The sequence below is a fragment of the Mycobacterium sp. genome (genome assembly GCF_035603715.1).
Taxonomy (GTDB): domain Bacteria; phylum Actinomycetota; class Actinomycetes; order Mycobacteriales; family Mycobacteriaceae; genus Mycobacterium.
This window is the reverse complement of sequence record NZ_DATNJW010000428.1, coordinates 1-14,771: the sequence shown is the minus strand read 5'-3', so window position 1 is coordinate 14,771 and position 14,771 is coordinate 1. Positions and strand designations below refer to the sequence as shown.

18 protein-coding genes are annotated in these 14,771 nt (G+C 66.2%); 4 read left to right on the top strand and 14 right to left on the bottom strand.

All coding sequences use genetic code 11. The features are described 5' to 3' along the window. The 6 genes from VN856_RS17840 to VN856_RS17815 all read right to left on the bottom strand — a co-directional run. The coding region (locus VN856_RS17840) for an SRPBCC family protein (protein WP_325691392.1) at positions 1-186 on the bottom strand (186 nt) is incomplete at its 3' end. A 33-nt stretch (positions 187-219) separates the two neighbouring features. Next, positions 220-1,410, bottom strand: coding sequence for a lipid-transfer protein (locus VN856_RS17835; protein WP_325691390.1), 1,191 nt, complete (start codon positions 1,408-1,410; stop codon positions 220-222). Between the two features lie 126 nt (positions 1,411-1,536). After that, positions 1,537-2,118 carry a helix-turn-helix domain-containing protein gene (locus VN856_RS17830; RefSeq protein WP_325691394.1) on the bottom strand — a complete coding sequence of 194 codons (582 nt, stop codon included), beginning with the start codon at positions 2,116-2,118 and terminating at the stop codon, positions 1,537-1,539. Between the two features lie 134 nt (positions 2,119-2,252). Beyond that, positions 2,253-3,131, bottom strand: a complete 879-nt coding sequence (gene truB / locus VN856_RS17825) for a tRNA pseudouridine(55) synthase TruB (RefSeq protein ID WP_325691389.1) — start codon at positions 3,129-3,131, stop codon at positions 2,253-2,255. Continuing rightward, positions 3,128-3,802 carry a 4'-phosphopantetheinyl transferase gene (locus VN856_RS17820; RefSeq protein ID WP_325691387.1) on the bottom strand — a complete coding sequence of 225 codons (675 nt, stop codon included), beginning with the start codon at positions 3,800-3,802 and terminating at the stop codon, positions 3,128-3,130. The genes truB and VN856_RS17820 overlap by 4 nt, the downstream gene beginning before the upstream one ends. Before the next feature lie 5 nt (positions 3,803-3,807). Then, complete coding sequence (locus VN856_RS17815) at positions 3,808-4,776, bottom strand: metallophosphoesterase (protein ID WP_325691385.1); 969 nt, start codon at positions 4,774-4,776, stop codon at positions 3,808-3,810. 149 nt (positions 4,777-4,925) lie between these two features. Here VN856_RS17815 and VN856_RS17810 point away from each other — a divergent pair, with 149 nt between their 5' ends. The 3 genes from VN856_RS17810 to VN856_RS17800 are packed head-to-tail and all read left to right on the top strand — an operon-like array spanning position 4,926 to position 8,178. Next, complete coding sequence (locus VN856_RS17810) at positions 4,926-5,507, top strand: DUF3558 domain-containing protein (protein WP_325691383.1); 582 nt, start codon at positions 4,926-4,928, stop codon at positions 5,505-5,507. A 35-nt stretch (positions 5,508-5,542) separates the two neighbouring features. Further along, positions 5,543-7,192 carry a CocE/NonD family hydrolase gene (locus VN856_RS17805; protein ID WP_325691381.1) on the top strand — a complete coding sequence of 550 codons (1,650 nt, stop codon included), beginning with the start codon at positions 5,543-5,545 and terminating at the stop codon, positions 7,190-7,192. Next, entirely contained in the window at positions 7,192-8,178 is a 987-nt protein-coding gene (locus VN856_RS17800; protein ID WP_325691379.1) for an alpha/beta fold hydrolase, read from the top strand. Before VN856_RS17805 ends, VN856_RS17800 begins: the two co-directional genes overlap by 1 nt. A 12-nt stretch (positions 8,179-8,190) precedes the next feature. Here the strand turns inward: VN856_RS17800 and VN856_RS17795 are convergent, their stop codons facing one another. Further along, positions 8,191-8,439 (bottom strand): DUF2277 domain-containing protein, encoded by a 249-nt coding sequence (locus tag VN856_RS17795; RefSeq protein ID WP_325691377.1) that lies wholly within the window; start codon positions 8,437-8,439, stop codon positions 8,191-8,193. Between the two features lie 56 nt (positions 8,440-8,495). On the opposite strand from VN856_RS17795, the gene VN856_RS17790 reads away from it, so the two are divergent. Continuing rightward, a complete protein-coding gene (locus VN856_RS17790) occupies positions 8,496-9,245 on the top strand; it encodes an enoyl-CoA hydratase (protein WP_325691375.1) in 750 nt (249 codons plus the stop codon). 61 nt (positions 9,246-9,306) lie between these two features. On the opposite strand, the gene VN856_RS17785 is transcribed toward VN856_RS17790, so the two are convergent. From VN856_RS17785 to VN856_RS17755, 7 genes are all read right to left on the bottom strand, one after another. After that, positions 9,307-9,519 (bottom strand): hypothetical protein, encoded by a 213-nt coding sequence (locus VN856_RS17785; protein ID WP_325691373.1) that lies wholly within the window; start codon positions 9,517-9,519, stop codon positions 9,307-9,309. A gap of 161 nt (positions 9,520-9,680) precedes the next feature. After that, entirely contained in the window at positions 9,681-10,814 is a 1,134-nt protein-coding gene (locus VN856_RS17780) for a BTAD domain-containing putative transcriptional regulator (protein ID WP_325691371.1), read from the bottom strand. A gap of 95 nt (positions 10,815-10,909) precedes the next feature. After that, positions 10,910-11,500, bottom strand: coding sequence for a sugar O-acetyltransferase (locus tag VN856_RS17775; protein ID WP_325691369.1), 591 nt, complete (start codon positions 11,498-11,500; stop codon positions 10,910-10,912). Further along, positions 11,497-12,816, bottom strand: a complete 1,320-nt coding sequence (locus tag VN856_RS17770) for an MATE family efflux transporter (RefSeq protein WP_325691367.1) — start codon at positions 12,814-12,816, stop codon at positions 11,497-11,499. The genes VN856_RS17775 and VN856_RS17770 overlap by 4 nt, the downstream gene beginning before the upstream one ends. Then, complete coding sequence (locus tag VN856_RS17765; protein ID WP_325691365.1) at positions 12,813-13,808, bottom strand: bifunctional oligoribonuclease/PAP phosphatase NrnA; 996 nt, start codon at positions 13,806-13,808, stop codon at positions 12,813-12,815. Before VN856_RS17765 ends, VN856_RS17770 begins: the two co-directional genes overlap by 4 nt. Further along, the gene (gene rbfA / locus VN856_RS17760) at positions 13,783-14,295 is read right to left on the bottom strand and encodes a 30S ribosome-binding factor RbfA (protein WP_325691363.1); all 513 of its coding nucleotides are present in this window, start codon (positions 14,293-14,295) and stop codon (positions 13,783-13,785) included. Before rbfA ends, VN856_RS17765 begins: the two co-directional genes overlap by 26 nt. Before the next feature lie 30 nt (positions 14,296-14,325). Next, on the bottom strand, positions 14,326-14,771 hold a 446-nt coding region (locus tag VN856_RS17755; protein ID WP_325691361.1), incomplete at its 5' end, for an EF-Tu/IF-2/RF-3 family GTPase.

Here is a 14,771-nt window from a genome sequence, read left to right as displayed (position 1 = left end):
GTTGGCCATGCCGAGCATGACGATTTTGGCCGTCAGCTTATCGCCTTCGGTCAGAGTCTCGGGTGGTCCCTCGAGCCACTTCTCGTGCACGGTGAACCACTTGTCCCAGTTGGCCAGGTCGCTGACGGTCCCCCACAACGCTTCCGGGCTGGCGGACAGTTCTCGGGTCGCTTCGATGTGTCCCATGGTTGTTGCTCTCTCCTACGTTGTTCGCGGGGTTTAGCGTTCTGCTCGCTGATACGCGGTGACGACGGCTGCGCCGCCGAGTCCGATGTTGTGTTGCAGGGCGGCGGTCACGTTGTCGACCTGCCGCTTGTCGGCAGTGCCGCGCAGTTGCCACGTCAGCTCGGCGCACTGCGCCAGGCCGGTGGCTCCCAGCGGATGCCCCTTGGAGATCAGTCCGCCGGATGGGTTGACCACCCAGCGCCCGCCATAGGTGACGTCGCCGTTGTCGATCAGCTTGGCCGCCTCACCTTCGGCGCACAGCCCCAACGCTTCGTAGAGCAGCAACTCGTTGGCCGAGAAGCAATCGTGCAACTCGATCACCTGGAAGTCCGTCGGCCCCAAACCTGACTGGTCGTAAACGGATCGAGCGGCTTGCACATTCATGTGGTAGCCGATCAGCCCCTTGCAGGTGCCGTCAAAGCTGTCGGCGAAGTCGGTCGTCATGGCTTGCCCGACGATCTCTACCGCCTGGCCGGCCAGGCCGTGCTTGTCGACGAATGCCTCGGACGCCAGGATTGCCGCGCCGGACCCGTCGGATGTCGGCGAGCACTGCAGCTTGGTCAGCGGGTCGTAGATCATCCGCGACCCCATGATGTCCTCCAGCGAATACGACTCCTGGAATTGGGCATACGGGTTGTTGACCGAGTGCTTGTGGTTCTTGTAGCCGATCTTGGCGAAATGCTCTGCGGTGCTGCCGTATTGCTGCATGTGCTCGCGGCCGGCCGCGCCGAACATCCACGGCGCCGGCGGGAACAGCACTTCGGAGATCTCAGCCATCGCCATGACGTGCTTGTCCATCGGGTTCGTGCGGTCATCGTAGGTGGACTCCAGCGAGCCGGGTTTCATCTTCTCGAAACCGAGCGCGATCGTGCAGTCGGCCAGCCCGCCCCGAATCGCTTGCGCGGCAAGGTACAGCGCGGTCGACCCGGTCGAACAGTTGTTGTTCACGTTGACAATCGGGATTCCGCTCAGCCCCAGCTCGTACAACGCCCGCTGGCCCGATGTGGATTCGCCGTAGACGTAGCCGACGTAACCCTGCTCGATCGCGGCGTAGTCGATACCGGCGTCTTCGAGCGCCTTGGTGCCGGATTCGCGCGCCATGTCCGGGTAATCCCAGTTCTCCCGGCGGCCCGGCTTCTCGAACTTCGTCATCCCGACACCGATGACATAGACCTTGTTGGACATAACACTCCCTTGAACTATCTCAGCCTCACGTCGAAACATACACACCTGATTGTATCTTTGCAACGGCTCGTGGTCGCCCACGGTTGGCGATCAGAAGATGCGAACGGACCCCGCTCGTGGGGCCGGTCAGTCCAGCGAATCGGCCGTCAACAAGCCGGCGACGATGACCCGCAAGTGCTCGCACGCGCGCTCCCACCGTCGTCGCGCGCGGCCGGAGTCGCGGTCGACGAAGCCGTTCAGCAGGATCCCTCGCAGTGCATCCATCGCGGTGTAGACGAAGTTGCGCAGCTCTTTGCGCATGGCGTGGTCGGGCACCAGTTGGGCGATCGCGGAGATCAGCGTGCTGTTGACCAGCGGCTCCACCCGCTCGATGTGCTCGGCCAGCACCCGATCGGTGCGTGCAGCGACCCAAAGTTCAACGGTGGCAACGAACATCGGCCCCTGATGGGCCTCCCACAGGAACTCCAGCACCATCGAGACCGGATCGCTGCTCGCCTCGACGCGCCCGATCTCGCGAATCGCTCCCTGTGCACGTTGTTGCGCTAAGTGTTCGATCGCCGCGACTACCAGGTCTTCCTTGGAACGGAAGTGGTGAATCTGCGCCCCTCGAGTGACGCCCGCGAGCTCGGCGACTCGCGGCGTGGTGGTACCGGCGTAGCCGTAGGTGACCAGGCACTCAATCGTGGCGTCAAGTAGACGGGTGCGCATGGCGGCACTGCGTTCCGCTTGCGTCCGCCGAACACGTCGTTCGCTGACTTCCGACACCTTGCCTACACCCACGCCTTCTCCGTCAACTTACGTTCAACGCAGAATGTTACCGAACTTCCGGGCTCGATGCTCGTTTATAGGGTTGCCGGCCGGACGACGACCACCGACTTGGTCTTCGGACCGTCGTCGCGCAGTAATCCGATGACCCGGCCATCGGCCGTGTGAGCGGCGTAAACACCGTCGATCGCAGCTGGGCTCAGCGGCCGGCCGTTGGCGACCGCGTCGGCCTCTTCGTCGGTGAGCTGCCGGTGCGGAAACAGCTGCAGGCACGCGTCGTCGAGCGTCATGCTCAGTCCGGGCTGCTCGGCCAGATCGTCGAGTGAACGTGCCTGGTCGACGCCGAACCGGCCGACCCGGGTGCGTCGCAGCGCGGTCAGGTGACCACCCACCTGCAGCGCTACGCCGATGTCGCGGGCCAGGGCGCGAATGTAGGTTCCGGACGAACAGTCCACCTCGACATCGACGTCGACCAGTTCGCCGTGGCGACGCACCGCCAGCACCTCGAACCGGTCGATGCGCACCGGCCGTGCGGCCAACTCAACGGTGCGGCCCTCTCGGGCCAGTCGGTAGGCCCGCTGGCCATCGACTTTGATCGCGCTGACCGCCGACGGGACCTGCGCGATATCGCCACGCAATGCCGCGATCGCCGCCTCTATCGCCTCGTCGGTCACGTTCTGCGCCGAAACCTGCTGCAGCAGCTCCCCTTCCGCGTCCTCTGTGGACGTGGACTGGCCCAGCCGGACGGTCGCTGCGTAGGACTTAGAGGTCTCGGTCACCAACCCCAGGATCTTCGTGGCGCGCTCGATCCCGATTACCAAGACGCCGGTGGCCATCGGATCCAGTGTCCCGGCGTGGCCCACCCGCCGGGTGCCGAAGATCCGCCGGCAACGCCCGACCACGTCGTGGCTCGTGATACCGGCCGGCTTGTCGACGACGACAAGGCCGGCGTTCATAACGTGATCGCCGTCAGCACCAAGTCACGATCCACTGACCACCGTCCAGCCAGTGTGCTCAACGGCGGGCCGGACAGCGTGGCCCCGTCGATCAGAATGGTCGATTCGAAAGACCCGGCCGAGCCGGAGTCGTCGACGCCGAAAATGATGTGCGCGTCTTCGAAGCCAAGCCAGCGCTTGGTCAGCGGAAACCAGGCCTTGTACGTTGCTTCTTTGGCGCAGAACAGGATTCGATCCCAATGTAGACCGGAAGGCAAGGCCGCCAGCTCGGCGCGTTCGGCCGGCAGGCTGATCGCGTCGAGCACACCGTCCGGCAGGACGTCATGCGGTTCGGCGTCCACACCCACCGAACGCACCGCGCTGTCGCGACCGACGACCGCGCCGCGGTAGCCCGCACAGTGCGTCAGGCTGCCCACCACGCCGTCAGGCCAGCACGGCTCGCCTTTCTCCCCCTTGAGAATTGGCACCGGCGGAAACCCGAGTTCGCCCAACGCGATACGGGCGCAGTAACGGACGGTGATGAACTCGTTGCGCCGCTTGGCCACAGACCGCTCGATCAACGGCTCTTCTTCGGGCATCGGCGACAGTCCGGGCGGGTCGGAATACAGCTCCGCACAAGCCAGGTTCCCGCCGCCGGGCAGCACGGCCGACATCAAGGTGGTCAGGGTCATCGGATCTACCGCTGGCGCAGCCGGTCACGGAACTGCTGAGCCTGCGCCCGCATCTCCGGCGTGATCACGAAGTGACCACCGAAGTCGTTGAGAAAGCCGGGCGCGTACTGCGGATCGGGCAGCACCTGGCGCAGCCAGCTGTACGGCTTGCGTCGGCGCCACTCGCGCGGGTAGCCCACCGACACCTCCTCGAAGCGCACGTCGTCGTACCAGGTGGTGCGCGGAATGTGCAGATGTCCGTAGACCGAGCAGATCGCGTTGTAGCGGGTGTGCCAGTCCGCGGTCTTGGTGGTCCCGCACCACAACGAGAACTCCGGAAGGAACAGCGCGTCGCAGGGCTGGCGCACCATCGGGAAATGGTTGACCAGCACGGTCGGATTCATCCAGTCCAGATCGTCCAGCCGCTTTCGGGTGGCGGCAACGCGCTCGTGACACCATGCCTCGCGGGTGGGGTACGGCTGCGGTGAGAGCAGGAACTCGTCGGTGCAGACGACATTGCGCTCCCGCGCGATCGCCAGCCCCTCGGCTTTGGTGGTCGCGCCCTGGGGCAGGAACGAGTAGTCGTAGAGCAGGAACAGCGGCACGATCGTTGCCGGACCACCCCGCTCGGTCCACACCGGGAACGGGTGCTCGGGGCTCACCACACCCAGCTCGTCGCACATGTTGACCAGGTAGTCATAGCGGTCCCGGCCGAAGATCTGCATCGGGTCTCTGTTGGTGGTCCAGAGCTCGTGGTTGCCCGGCACCCAAATGACCTTGGCGAACCGTCGACGCAGCAAGTCCAGCGCCCAGCGGATCTCGTCGGTGCGCTCCGCGACGTCGCCACAGACGATCAGCCAGTCATCCGGCGTCGACGGGTACAGCGATTCGGTGACGGGCTTATTGCCGACGTGGCCGGTGTGCAAATCCGATACCGCCCACAGGGTCGGCTGTCGAGCGGTCGGGGGCTGCTGCCCATGTTCCTGCCAAGCCACGACTCCCCAGCCTAACGGCTGGTCGGTGCGCGCTGCGTCACCGTAGCGCCGCACCGGACTAGAACAGGTTCTCGTTTACTCTGTGGCGGCGCGGCTGCGACTTGTAAGCTCCCGACAGAAGACGGACTATCAGGCACGGAGGGGATGTCATGGTCGCCAAGCTGCGCCTGCTTGCAGCGTTCGGTGCCTTGTTCATGGCCGCGGTAGTGGTGTGGCAGAGTGCGCCGCCGGCCACGGTCGGTGGGCCCAAGGTGGAACTACGGTCCACCGCCGCTCCGATGGACCCGCCCACCACGATGAAAAGCCCGATCGTGGCGACCACCGACCCGAGCCCGTTCGACCCGTGCCGCGACATCCCGTTCGACGTCGTCCAGCGGTTAGGCCTGGGCTTCACCCCGCCGACGCCCGAAGAGGGACTGCGCTGCCATTACGACGCAGGCAACTACCAGCTGGCCGTCGAGCCGATCATTTGGCGCAAGTACGACCAGTCGCTGCCCGCCGACGCCGTCGAGACCACGATCAACGGCCACCGCGCCGCGCAATGGTGGAACCTCAAGCCGACCTACCACAACAGCTACTTCTACTTTTCCTGCATGGTGGCGTTCAAGACCAGCTACGGGGTCATCCAGCAGTCGCTGTTCTACTCGACGATCTACTCCAGCCCGGAGGTCGACTGCCCGGCGACCAACCTGCAGCGCGCCAACGAGCTTTCGCCGTACTACAAATTCTGAGCCCGCTATCGCGGATGCGGCCATACCCTGATGCGGTGACGACCACCTCCAACCGGCCCGCGGGGTCCTCGCTGCGTACCCTTCCCCGCCGGCTCGCCGGCCGCGCCCTGGCCCGGACGTTGCGGCTGCCGGCGCCGACGGTGAGCTACACCGTCAGAAGCGTGAAGATCCCGATGCGCGACGGTGTCGAGCTGATCGCCGACGTGTACGAGCCCGTCGGAGAAACCGTCGGCACCCTGCTGGCCCGCGGACCCTACGGCCGCGGATTTCCGTTCTCGCTGGTGTTCGCCGATCTCCACGCCGCCCGCGGATATCGTGTGGTGCTGCAGAGTGTGCGAGGGACCTTCGGATCGGCCGGAGACTTCGTGCCGATGGCCCACGAAGCCGCCGACGGCGCCGACACGGTCGAATGGATGCGCCGGCAGCCGTGGTTCACCGGCCGCTTCGCCACCATCGGGATCTCCTACCTGGGGTTCACTCAGTGGGCGCTGCTGCAAGACCCGCCGCCGGAACTGGTCACGGCCGTCATCACGGCCGGTCCCCATGATCTCAGCGCGTCGGCGTGGGGTACCGGCTCGTTCTCGGTCAACGACTTCCTCGGCTGGTGCCATCTGGTTGCGCACCAAGAAGATCCGGGCCGAATACGCGCCGGCATCCGCCAAATGCGGTCTCAGAAGCTCGTGAGGCGTGCGGCCGGCGAGGCGCCGTTGGGCGTGTCCGGCCGGGCGCTGCTCGGCGAGCGGGCTCCGTGGTGGGAGTCCTGGTTGACACCGCCGGCGGATGACAACCCGTTCTGGCGGCCGCTGAACGTCGAGTCCGCCCTGGACCAGGTCCAGGTGCCGGTGCTGTTGCTCAGCGGCTGGCAAGACCTGTTCCTGGGTCAGACGCTCCATCAGTTCCGGCACCTTCGCCAGCGGGGCGTCGACGTCGCGCTGACAATGGGGCCCTGGACTCACACCCAGCTGCTCCTGGGAGGTCTGGCCACCATCGCCCGGGAAACCCAGGAATGGCTGGACACCCATCTGGCCGATCGGCCCGCCACCCCGCGATCCGGCCGGGTCCGGTTCTTCGTCTCCGGCGAGGGCTGGCGCGAGCTGCCCGACTGGCCGCCGGCCACCGCGCAGCGGGCGGTCTACCTGCAGCCCGGCGGCGGGCTGGCCGACACGGCGCCGGCAGCGGGATCCTCGGCGAGTTTCCGCTACGACCCTGCCGAACCGACACCCACGATCGGGGGACGACTGCTGTCCCCCGACAGCGGTTACCGCGACGACACCGAGCTGGCGGCTCGCCGCGATGTGCTCAGCTTCACCAGCGATGTGCTGACCAACGACCTTTACGTGCACGGCAGCCCCGTCGCCGAGTTGGCGCACAGCTCCGACAACCCGCACGTCGACGTGTTCGTCCGGATCAGCGAAGTCGACGCCAAGGGCCGTTCCCGAAACGTCAGCGACGGCTACCGGAGGCTGACCGCCGGCACCGACTACGTCAGCCTCGAATTGGACGCGATCTCGCACCGATTCCGGGCCGGGACACGCATCCGGGTGCTGATCGCCGGTGGCTCCAATCCACGCTTCGACCGCAACCTCGGCACCGGCGAGGCGACATCGACGGGCAGCCAACTCAAGCCGTCCACCCACGAGGTGCAGTTCGGCACCTCGCGGATCGTGTTCCCAGTCGGTTCCTGATGGACATCTTCGACGAATGGCGAAGCGGCGGAACAGAAATTCACTGGCAGTCGACAACCGCCGCGAACGCCGACGCTGACGTCACCGTCTTCACCCGGCGCTGCGGCACACCGGGGGCGCCGGCATTGGTCTGCGTGCACGGCTTCCCCACCGCGAGCATTGATTTCGTGTCGCTGACCCGCGAGCTTGACGCCGATTTCGACATCTACCTGCTCGATTTTCCCGGCTACGGCCTGTCCGACAAGCCCGCCGCGCCATACGTGTACTCGCTGTACGACGATGCGCGCCTGCTGATTTACGCGATCACCACGCTCTGGCAGCTCCAGGACTACACGTTGCTGACCCATGACCGCGGCACCAGCGTCGGCATGATCGCACTGTCCATGTTCGCCGACCTCGAGGACGCGAGCCCGCCGACCGACGTCATCCTCACTAACGCGAACATCTATCTGCCGCTGGCCAATCTGACCGGATTCCAGAAAGCGCTGCTCGATCCCACCGTGGCGCGCAGCACCGCGCGAGCGACCACGCCGGAGCTGCTGGCCGCGGGCATGGGCGCGACGACCTTCATGCCGCGGCGCGACGCGAAAGATCCCGAGATCGCCGCGTTGGCGAAATGCTTCGCGCACAACGACGGGATCGCCGTGCTGCCGGACACGATTCAATACCTCCACGAACGCGCCGCTGACGAAACCAATTGGCTCCAAGCACTTTCCACCAGCGAGATCGACACCACCCTGGTGTGGGGCCTGCACGACAACGTCTCACCCATCCGAGTCGCGAACTACGTCTGGGACGAATTCCTCCGGAACAAGCCCGGGTTGAACCGCTACTGGATACTGCCGAGCGCCGATCACTACCTACAGTGCGACGCTCCGGCCCAGCTGGCCGATGTCGTGCGACTCACCGCGGCCGCCGAGCCCACGTCGCTGGGCACTATCGGCGACTGGCCCGCGGGCGCGGTGCTCGTCGACCAGACTCCGTGAAACGCGACCTCGTCACCGCATGGCGAGGCGGCGCAACGGCGGATCGGTCTTGGGCGGCTGGCGGCGCTCCGGCAGGGCGTGCAGCAGCCGTGTCGTCGTTGCGGCGACTTCGGCCACGGCCGCCTCGAAAGCCTCGGCGTTGGCCGCCGAGGGCCGGGTGAAGCCGCTGACCTTGCGCACGTATTGGCGGGCCGCCGCCTCGATCTCCTCGGTCGTCGCCGGCGGCTCGAGTCCACGCAATTCGGTGATATTCCGGCACATCCCTCAACGATAGGTGCGGCCACGGTGTGGCGGACCGGACTGACTACGGTGACGCTATGGCTGACGACATCCTTTTGATCCACACCGACGAGCGGGTGCGAACCCTGACCCTGAACCGGCCGCAATCGCGCAACGCGTTGTCGGCTGCACTGCGGGACCAATTCTTCGGCGCGCTGGCCGACGCCGAAACAGACGACGACGTCGACGCCATCATCGTCACCGGCGCGGACCCGGTCTTTTGCGCAGGGCTGGACCTCAAAGAATTGGGTGGCCAAACGGCGCTACCGGACATCTCGCCGCGCTGGCCGTCGCTGAGCAAGCCCGTCATCGGCGCGATCAACGGCGCAGCCGTCACCGGCGGGCTCGAGGTGACGCTGTACTGCGACATCTTGATCGCGTCCGAACAGGCGCGATTCGCCGACACGCACGCTCGAGTTGGTCTGCTGCCCACGTGGGGGCTCAGTGTGCGACTCCCCCAGAAAGTTGGCATCGGGCTGGCCCGTCGGATGAGCCTGACCGGCGACTACCTATCCGCTCAGGACGCGCTGCGCGCCGGCCTGGTGACCGAAGTGGTTCCACACGATCAGTTACTTCCCGCCGCACGCAAGGTGGCCGACAGCATCGTCGGCAACAACCAGGACGCGGTACGGGCATTGTTGTCGTCCTACCACCGCATCGACGATTCGAACACCGGCGAGGGTTTGTGGCTGGAAGCGACTGCGGCGCGGGCATTCCGGACCTCCGGCGACGACATCGCCGCGAACCGCGAGGCTGTCCTGATGCGCGGCCGGGCTCAAGTTCGCTAACAGCATCCTGCCCCGTTTCCTGAGGGTGGAAACGGGGCAGAATGACGGCTGATGCGTTAGATCACGGCAGCATCGCGCGCACAGGGTGCCGCACAGTCCAGATGGGGTGCAGCACGTCCGCGGCGTAGTGGCGCATCGGGTGGAACGGCCCGGTGCCCGGCACCCACGGGTCGGCCGACGCGATAGGCGCGGCGAGTGATCCGAGGAGGGACAGACCGACGCCGGCCAGCAGGCCCGCGGCTGCCACACGCAACTTGGGAGTCTTGGCATTCATGGTGGTTTCCTTACCTGGCAGTTGTCCCAGGTCCGAATGTGGATCCTTCGCTGGGGTCGGTTGCTATTTCCCGACACCACGAGCATGAACCGCGCGCCTTGATGGATCCTGGCGACATTCTTGCGAAATTCTTGCGTTGGCTCCCACCGCGTTCGCGCAGCTCAGCGGGCGCGAATCTCGAATATGAACTCGTGGCCGCCGATGCGGATATGGTCGCCGTCGGCCAAGGTGGCGCTTCCCCGGATGCGTCGGCCTGCTACCTGGACACCGTTGGTCGATCTCAGGTCGCTGATGACGAAATTGCCTGCGGTGTCGATGACGACAGCGTGGTAGCGGCTGACTTCGTCGTCGTCGAGAACGATGTCGTTGTCAGGCCGGCGGCCGATCCGGGTCGACCCCTCCAACCGGTGGCGCTGTCCATCCCTACCCCGCAGCTCGGCGACGGCTGAGGGTCCCGCCAGCGTGCCGGTGTGCGCACCGAGGCCGACGACAGCATGCGTCGCGGTCGTCTGCGCTGTCTCGTGGATGTCCAAGGGTTCTTGACGCAGGATGCGCTCATGCAAGCTGCGCACTGTCGGACCGGGGTCGATGCCGAGGTTCTCGGCGAGGTTCACCTTCAGTCGCTGATAGGCGTTGAGGGCATCGGACTGCCGCTCGGTGACGTAGTAGGCGGTGATCAATTGAGCCCAAAGCCGTTCCCGGAAGGGGTGTTCGGCGGTCAGCACCTCCAGGCGCGGGATGATGCCGTCGGCGCGTCCGCACGCGATCTCGGCTTCGGCGAGAGCGGTGTGGACCGCCACTCTGACCTCGGACAGCGCGGTGGCGAACGTATCGACGAAGGCGAATTCGCGTAGGTCATCGAGGAACGGCCCGCGCCATTCCGCCAGCGCAGCCGACAGGAAGGTGCTGGCGTCATCGAAGCGTCCCGCAGCGGCGGCGTGCACGCCCGCGTTCTTCTCGGTGACGAAGCGCCCGAGATCGCAATCGGCATCGGCGACGTTCAGCTGGTACCCCGGCGATACGCTCGCCAGCACCCTGCTTGGGTCAGCCGATGCGCTGCCGAGCAGTCGGCGCAGATTGGACACGTAGGAGTGGATGCTGGTCCGCGCGGCCGGCACCGGCGACTGGTCCCAGACCGCATCGATCAGCGCGTCGACCGACACCGCCCGGTTGCGGTTCATCAGCAGCGTAGCCAGCACCGCCCGCTGTTTGGGGGCGCCCAGCGGCACCAGGGCGCCCCCGGCCCTCAGCTGCAAGGGCCCCAGAACACCGAACTGCAGACCTGCGTTCGACATCGCTCGACAGCCTTCCGGGTCCACGTGGGTGTCCGACCACCATTGTGACCTCGATTGGCTGCCGCATGGTGTTACGGCTCGGTTGCGGCGGCTTGCTAATTCAGCTTTTTGCCCTCGGGGGCCTGCGCACCCCTCAATTCCCGGATGACCCGGCACGGGTTACCGGCGGCCAGCACGCCGACAGGTATGTCGCCGGTGACGACGCTGCCCGCCCCGATCACCGAGTTGGCGCCGATCGTGACGCCCGGACACACGATCACTCCGGCCGCCAGCCATGCGTTGTCGCCGAGCGCAATCGGAGCTGCCGACTCCCAACCGGCACGTCGGGCCTGGTAGTCGTCGACGGGATGCAGCGCCGTAACAAGCTGTGCGCGTGGACCGATCGACACGCGATCGCCGATGGTGATCGACGCGCAGTCGAGCAGAATCGCGTCGTAGTTGATGAAGCACCCTGCGCCGACGGCTATTTGCGCACCGTAGTCACACTGGAGTCGGGGAAGGATCACCGAGCCTTCGCCCAACGATCCGAACAACTGGTGCAACACGGCCTGGCTTCGCTCGTCGCCCGCCGGACTCGCGTTGAACACCTCGAGCAGTCGCTGACACGCCTGACGGTCGGCCACCAATTCGGGATCGTCTGCCAGGTAGGGCTCGCCGCTGAGCATCCGCTCGCGCTGACTTCTCATCGCCCGATCACCACCCAACGACCCGATAGCGCCCGCCAGCCCACGAAGATGAGGCGCAGCACGATGAACATGGTCAGCCCCGACCAGATGCCGGCCAGCCCCCAATCGAACACCAGCGACAACCAGATCAGCGGCAGAAAGCCGAGTAGCGCGCTGACCACGGTCGCAGTGCGCATGAACGCGGCGTCGCCGGCGCCGAGCAGCACGCCGTCAAGCGCGAAAACGATTCCTGCCAAAGGCAATTGGCCGATGAGAAACCACCATGGGGTTGCGATCGCGGCCAGCACCGACCGGTCGTCGGTGAAAAGCTCCGGCAGGACGGAGGCGCCCGCGGCGAACACGCCGGCCAAAGCGGTGGCCGCAATCGCCGACGACACCGTCACTCGCCGGGCCGTCGCGGTCGCGAGGCCGACATCACCGCCGCCCAGCGCAGCACCGACCAACGCCTGCGCGGCGATCGCCAGCGAATCCAGAACCAGCGCAAGGAAACTCCACACCTGCAACACGACCTGGTGGGCGGCCACCGCGGCGGCACCGAAGCGGGCCGCCACCGCAGCCGCTGAGACGAAGCACGCTTGAAAGGCCAGCGTCCGCACCAGCAGGTCACGGCCCAAGACGATTTGGGCCCGCAGCGCATGACGGTCGAGTCGTAGTGGGACGCGTTCGGCCAGCAGCGCGCGTCCGAAGAGCAGCGCAGCCAACCACTGACCCGCCAGGTTGGCGATGGCGGACCCGGCCAATCCGCAGCGGGGCAATCCCAGCCACCCGTACACCAGTACGGGACATAGCAGCGCCGAAAGGCCGAAGCCGGCAACGACATAGCGCAGCGGCCGCGCAGTGTCCTGGACGCCGCGCAACCACCCATTACCTGCCAGCGACACCAGGATTGCGGGCGCGCCCACGATCGCGATGCGCAGCCAGGGCAGCGCCGCATTCGCGATGTCGGCCGAACCCGCGATGACCGACACCAGCGGCACCGCCACAGCCTGCACAACGACGATGATCAACGCACCCAGACCCAGCGCCAGCCAGGTCGCCTGCACGCCCTCGGCCACGGCCGCCGGCCGATCGTCGGCGCCGAAATGGCGGGCCGAACGGGCGGTGGTGCCGTACGACAAAAAGGTCAGCTGCGAACCGACCATGCCGAGGACCAACCCCCCGATGGCCAGCCCGGCCAGGCTCATTGCACCCAGCCGGCCGACGACTGCGGTGTCGAACAGCAAGTAGAGCGGCTCGGCGGCCAGCACACCCAGCGCCGGCAAAGCCAGTTGCGCGATCTGACGGCTACCCGGCTGCGGCTGGCCCGGTTCGCTCACCCTAAAGCGGCCCGCAGCGAAGAAACGACCTCGTCGGCCGAACCGGTGGTCGAGTAGCCCGCGGCCAGCTTGTGACCGCCGCCGCCGAAAGTCGAGGCGACCGCGGCGAGATCTACCGCGGCCTTTGCCCGCATCGACACCGACCAGTGCTGCGGCTCAATCTCTTTGAACACAGCGGCCACCTCGGCCTGCTGCGTGGTGCGCACGATGTCGACGATGCTCTCGACTTCTTCCGGGCGTGCGCCGCCCCACTCCTGGTTTTCCACAATGGCGTACACCAGGCCGCGGCCACCGACTGCGTCGGGGAGCAGCTGCGCCGAGCCCAGCACCCGCGACAGCATCGCCATCCAGGCGAAGGGATGGGTGTCCATCAGTGACCGGGTGATGGCCGCGTTGTCGATACCGAGCTCGACAAGTCGTGCCGCCAGCCGATATGCCCGGGCACTGGCCCACCGGAACGATCCGGTGTCGGTGGTCAGCCCCGCATACAGGCAATAGGCCACGTCGGTGTCGATCGGTTTGTCCCAGGCATCGAGCAGGTCGGCGACCATCATCGTGGTGGAGTCCGCCGACGGCTCGACGAAGTTCGCGGTGCCGAACATCTGGTTTGACGCGTGATGGTCGATCACCAGCACGGCCTGGCCGTCGTCGGTCATCTCACGCAGGCCTCCGAGCCGGTTGACGCTCGGAATATCCACAGTCACAACCAGATCGACATCGCGACGCATGGCCTCGGGAGCAACCAGAAGTTGACCGCCGGGTAGCGACCGCAACGACTCCGGCAGCGCGGCCGGAGCCGCAAAGCTGACTTCGACGGTCTTGCCACACCGGTCCAGTACCAGGGCCAGCGCCAGCCCCGCGCCGATCGTGTCGGCGTCGGGATGGACGTGGCAGACGACTGCGATCGTGGCCGCGGTTTCCAGCACCTTGGCGGCACCGACAGCGTCCACGCGTTGTGTCGTCGAATCAGTCTTTGAGTTCGTCGTCGTCACCGGCGCCTTCCCCGTTAGCGGTGGGCGCACCAATGTTTTCGTTTTCGTCGTCCTGCTCCCCGCTCACCCGGTATGGATCGGGGTCGCCGGCCGGCGAGGCTCCCTCACGCACGCGGGCCACATCGGCGTCGGCGGCGCGTGCCCGGGCCAGCAATTCCTCCATCCGCTGCACGGAGTCGGACACCGTGTCGCGGGTGAAGGTCAGCGTGGGAGTGAACCGCACGCCGGTGCCGGCTCCGACCTTGCTGCGCAACACTCCCTTGGCGCGTTCCAGCGCCGCAGCGGCGCCTTCGTAATCGGGCGCGTCATCCAGTGTCGACCCCATCACCGTGTAGTACAGCGTTGCGTCGTGCAGATCGCCGGACATCTTGGAGTCGACGATCGTCACACCGGCCAATCCCGGGTCTTTGATCTCGTACTCGATTGCCGTGGCGACGATTTCGGAGATCCGTTTGGACAGCCGGCGGGCCCGCGCCGGGTCAGCCATACCGCACGGTCAACTTGTCGGAGCTCATACTCAGACGCGCTCCTTTTCCACGAGCTCGTAGGTCTCGATGACGTCGCCTTCTTTGAGGTCGGAGTAGGTCAGCGTCAGACCGCATTCGTACCCGTCGCGGACCTCGGTGACATCGTCCTTCTCCCGTCGCAGCGAGGACACCGTGAGGTTTTCGGCCACCACGATGTTGTCCCGCAGCAAGCGGGCCTTGGCGTTGCGGCGCACGATGCCGGAGGTAACCAGACATCCCGCGATGAGACCGACCTTCGACGACCGGAACAGTGCCCGGATCTCGGCGCGACCCAGCTGGTTTTCCTCGTAGACCGGCTTGAGCATGCCCTTGAGTGCACTTTGGATCTCGTCGATGGCTTGGTAGATCACCGAGTAGTACCGGATGTCCACGCCTTCGCGGTTGGCCAGCTCGGTGGCCTTGCCCTCGGCGCGCACGTTGAACCCGATGATGATCG

Coding starts and splice junctions, on each gene's coding strand:
- rbfA (WP_325691363.1), bottom strand. CDS start 14,295: ATGGCTGACCCGGCGCGGGCCCGCCGGCTGTCCAAACGGATCTCCGAA.
- VN856_RS17795 (WP_325691377.1), bottom strand. CDS start 8,439: ATGTGCCGGAATATCACCGAATTGCGTGGACTCGAGCCGCCGGCGACG.
- VN856_RS17810 (WP_325691383.1), top strand. CDS start 4,926: ATGGTCGCCAAGCTGCGCCTGCTTGCAGCGTTCGGTGCCTTGTTCATG.
- truB (WP_325691389.1), bottom strand. CDS start 3,131: ATGAACGCCGGCCTTGTCGTCGTCGACAAGCCGGCCGGTATCACGAGC.
- VN856_RS17820 (WP_325691387.1), bottom strand. CDS start 3,802: ATGACCCTGACCACCTTGATGTCGGCCGTGCTGCCCGGCGGCGGGAAC.
- VN856_RS17830 (WP_325691394.1), bottom strand. CDS start 2,118: ATGCGCACCCGTCTACTTGACGCCACGATTGAGTGCCTGGTCACCTAC.
- VN856_RS17775 (WP_325691369.1), bottom strand. CDS start 11,500: ATGAGAAGTCAGCGCGAGCGGATGCTCAGCGGCGAGCCCTACCTGGCA.
- VN856_RS17835 (WP_325691390.1), bottom strand. CDS start 1,410: ATGTCCAACAAGGTCTATGTCATCGGTGTCGGGATGACGAAGTTCGAG.
- VN856_RS17790 (WP_325691375.1), top strand. CDS start 8,496: ATGGCTGACGACATCCTTTTGATCCACACCGACGAGCGGGTGCGAACC.
- VN856_RS17785 (WP_325691373.1), bottom strand. CDS start 9,519: ATGAATGCCAAGACTCCCAAGTTGCGTGTGGCAGCCGCGGGCCTGCTG.
- VN856_RS17780 (WP_325691371.1), bottom strand. CDS start 10,814: ATGTCGAACGCAGGTCTGCAGTTCGGTGTTCTGGGGCCCTTGCAGCTG.
- VN856_RS17800 (WP_325691379.1), top strand. CDS start 7,192: ATGGACATCTTCGACGAATGGCGAAGCGGCGGAACAGAAATTCACTGG.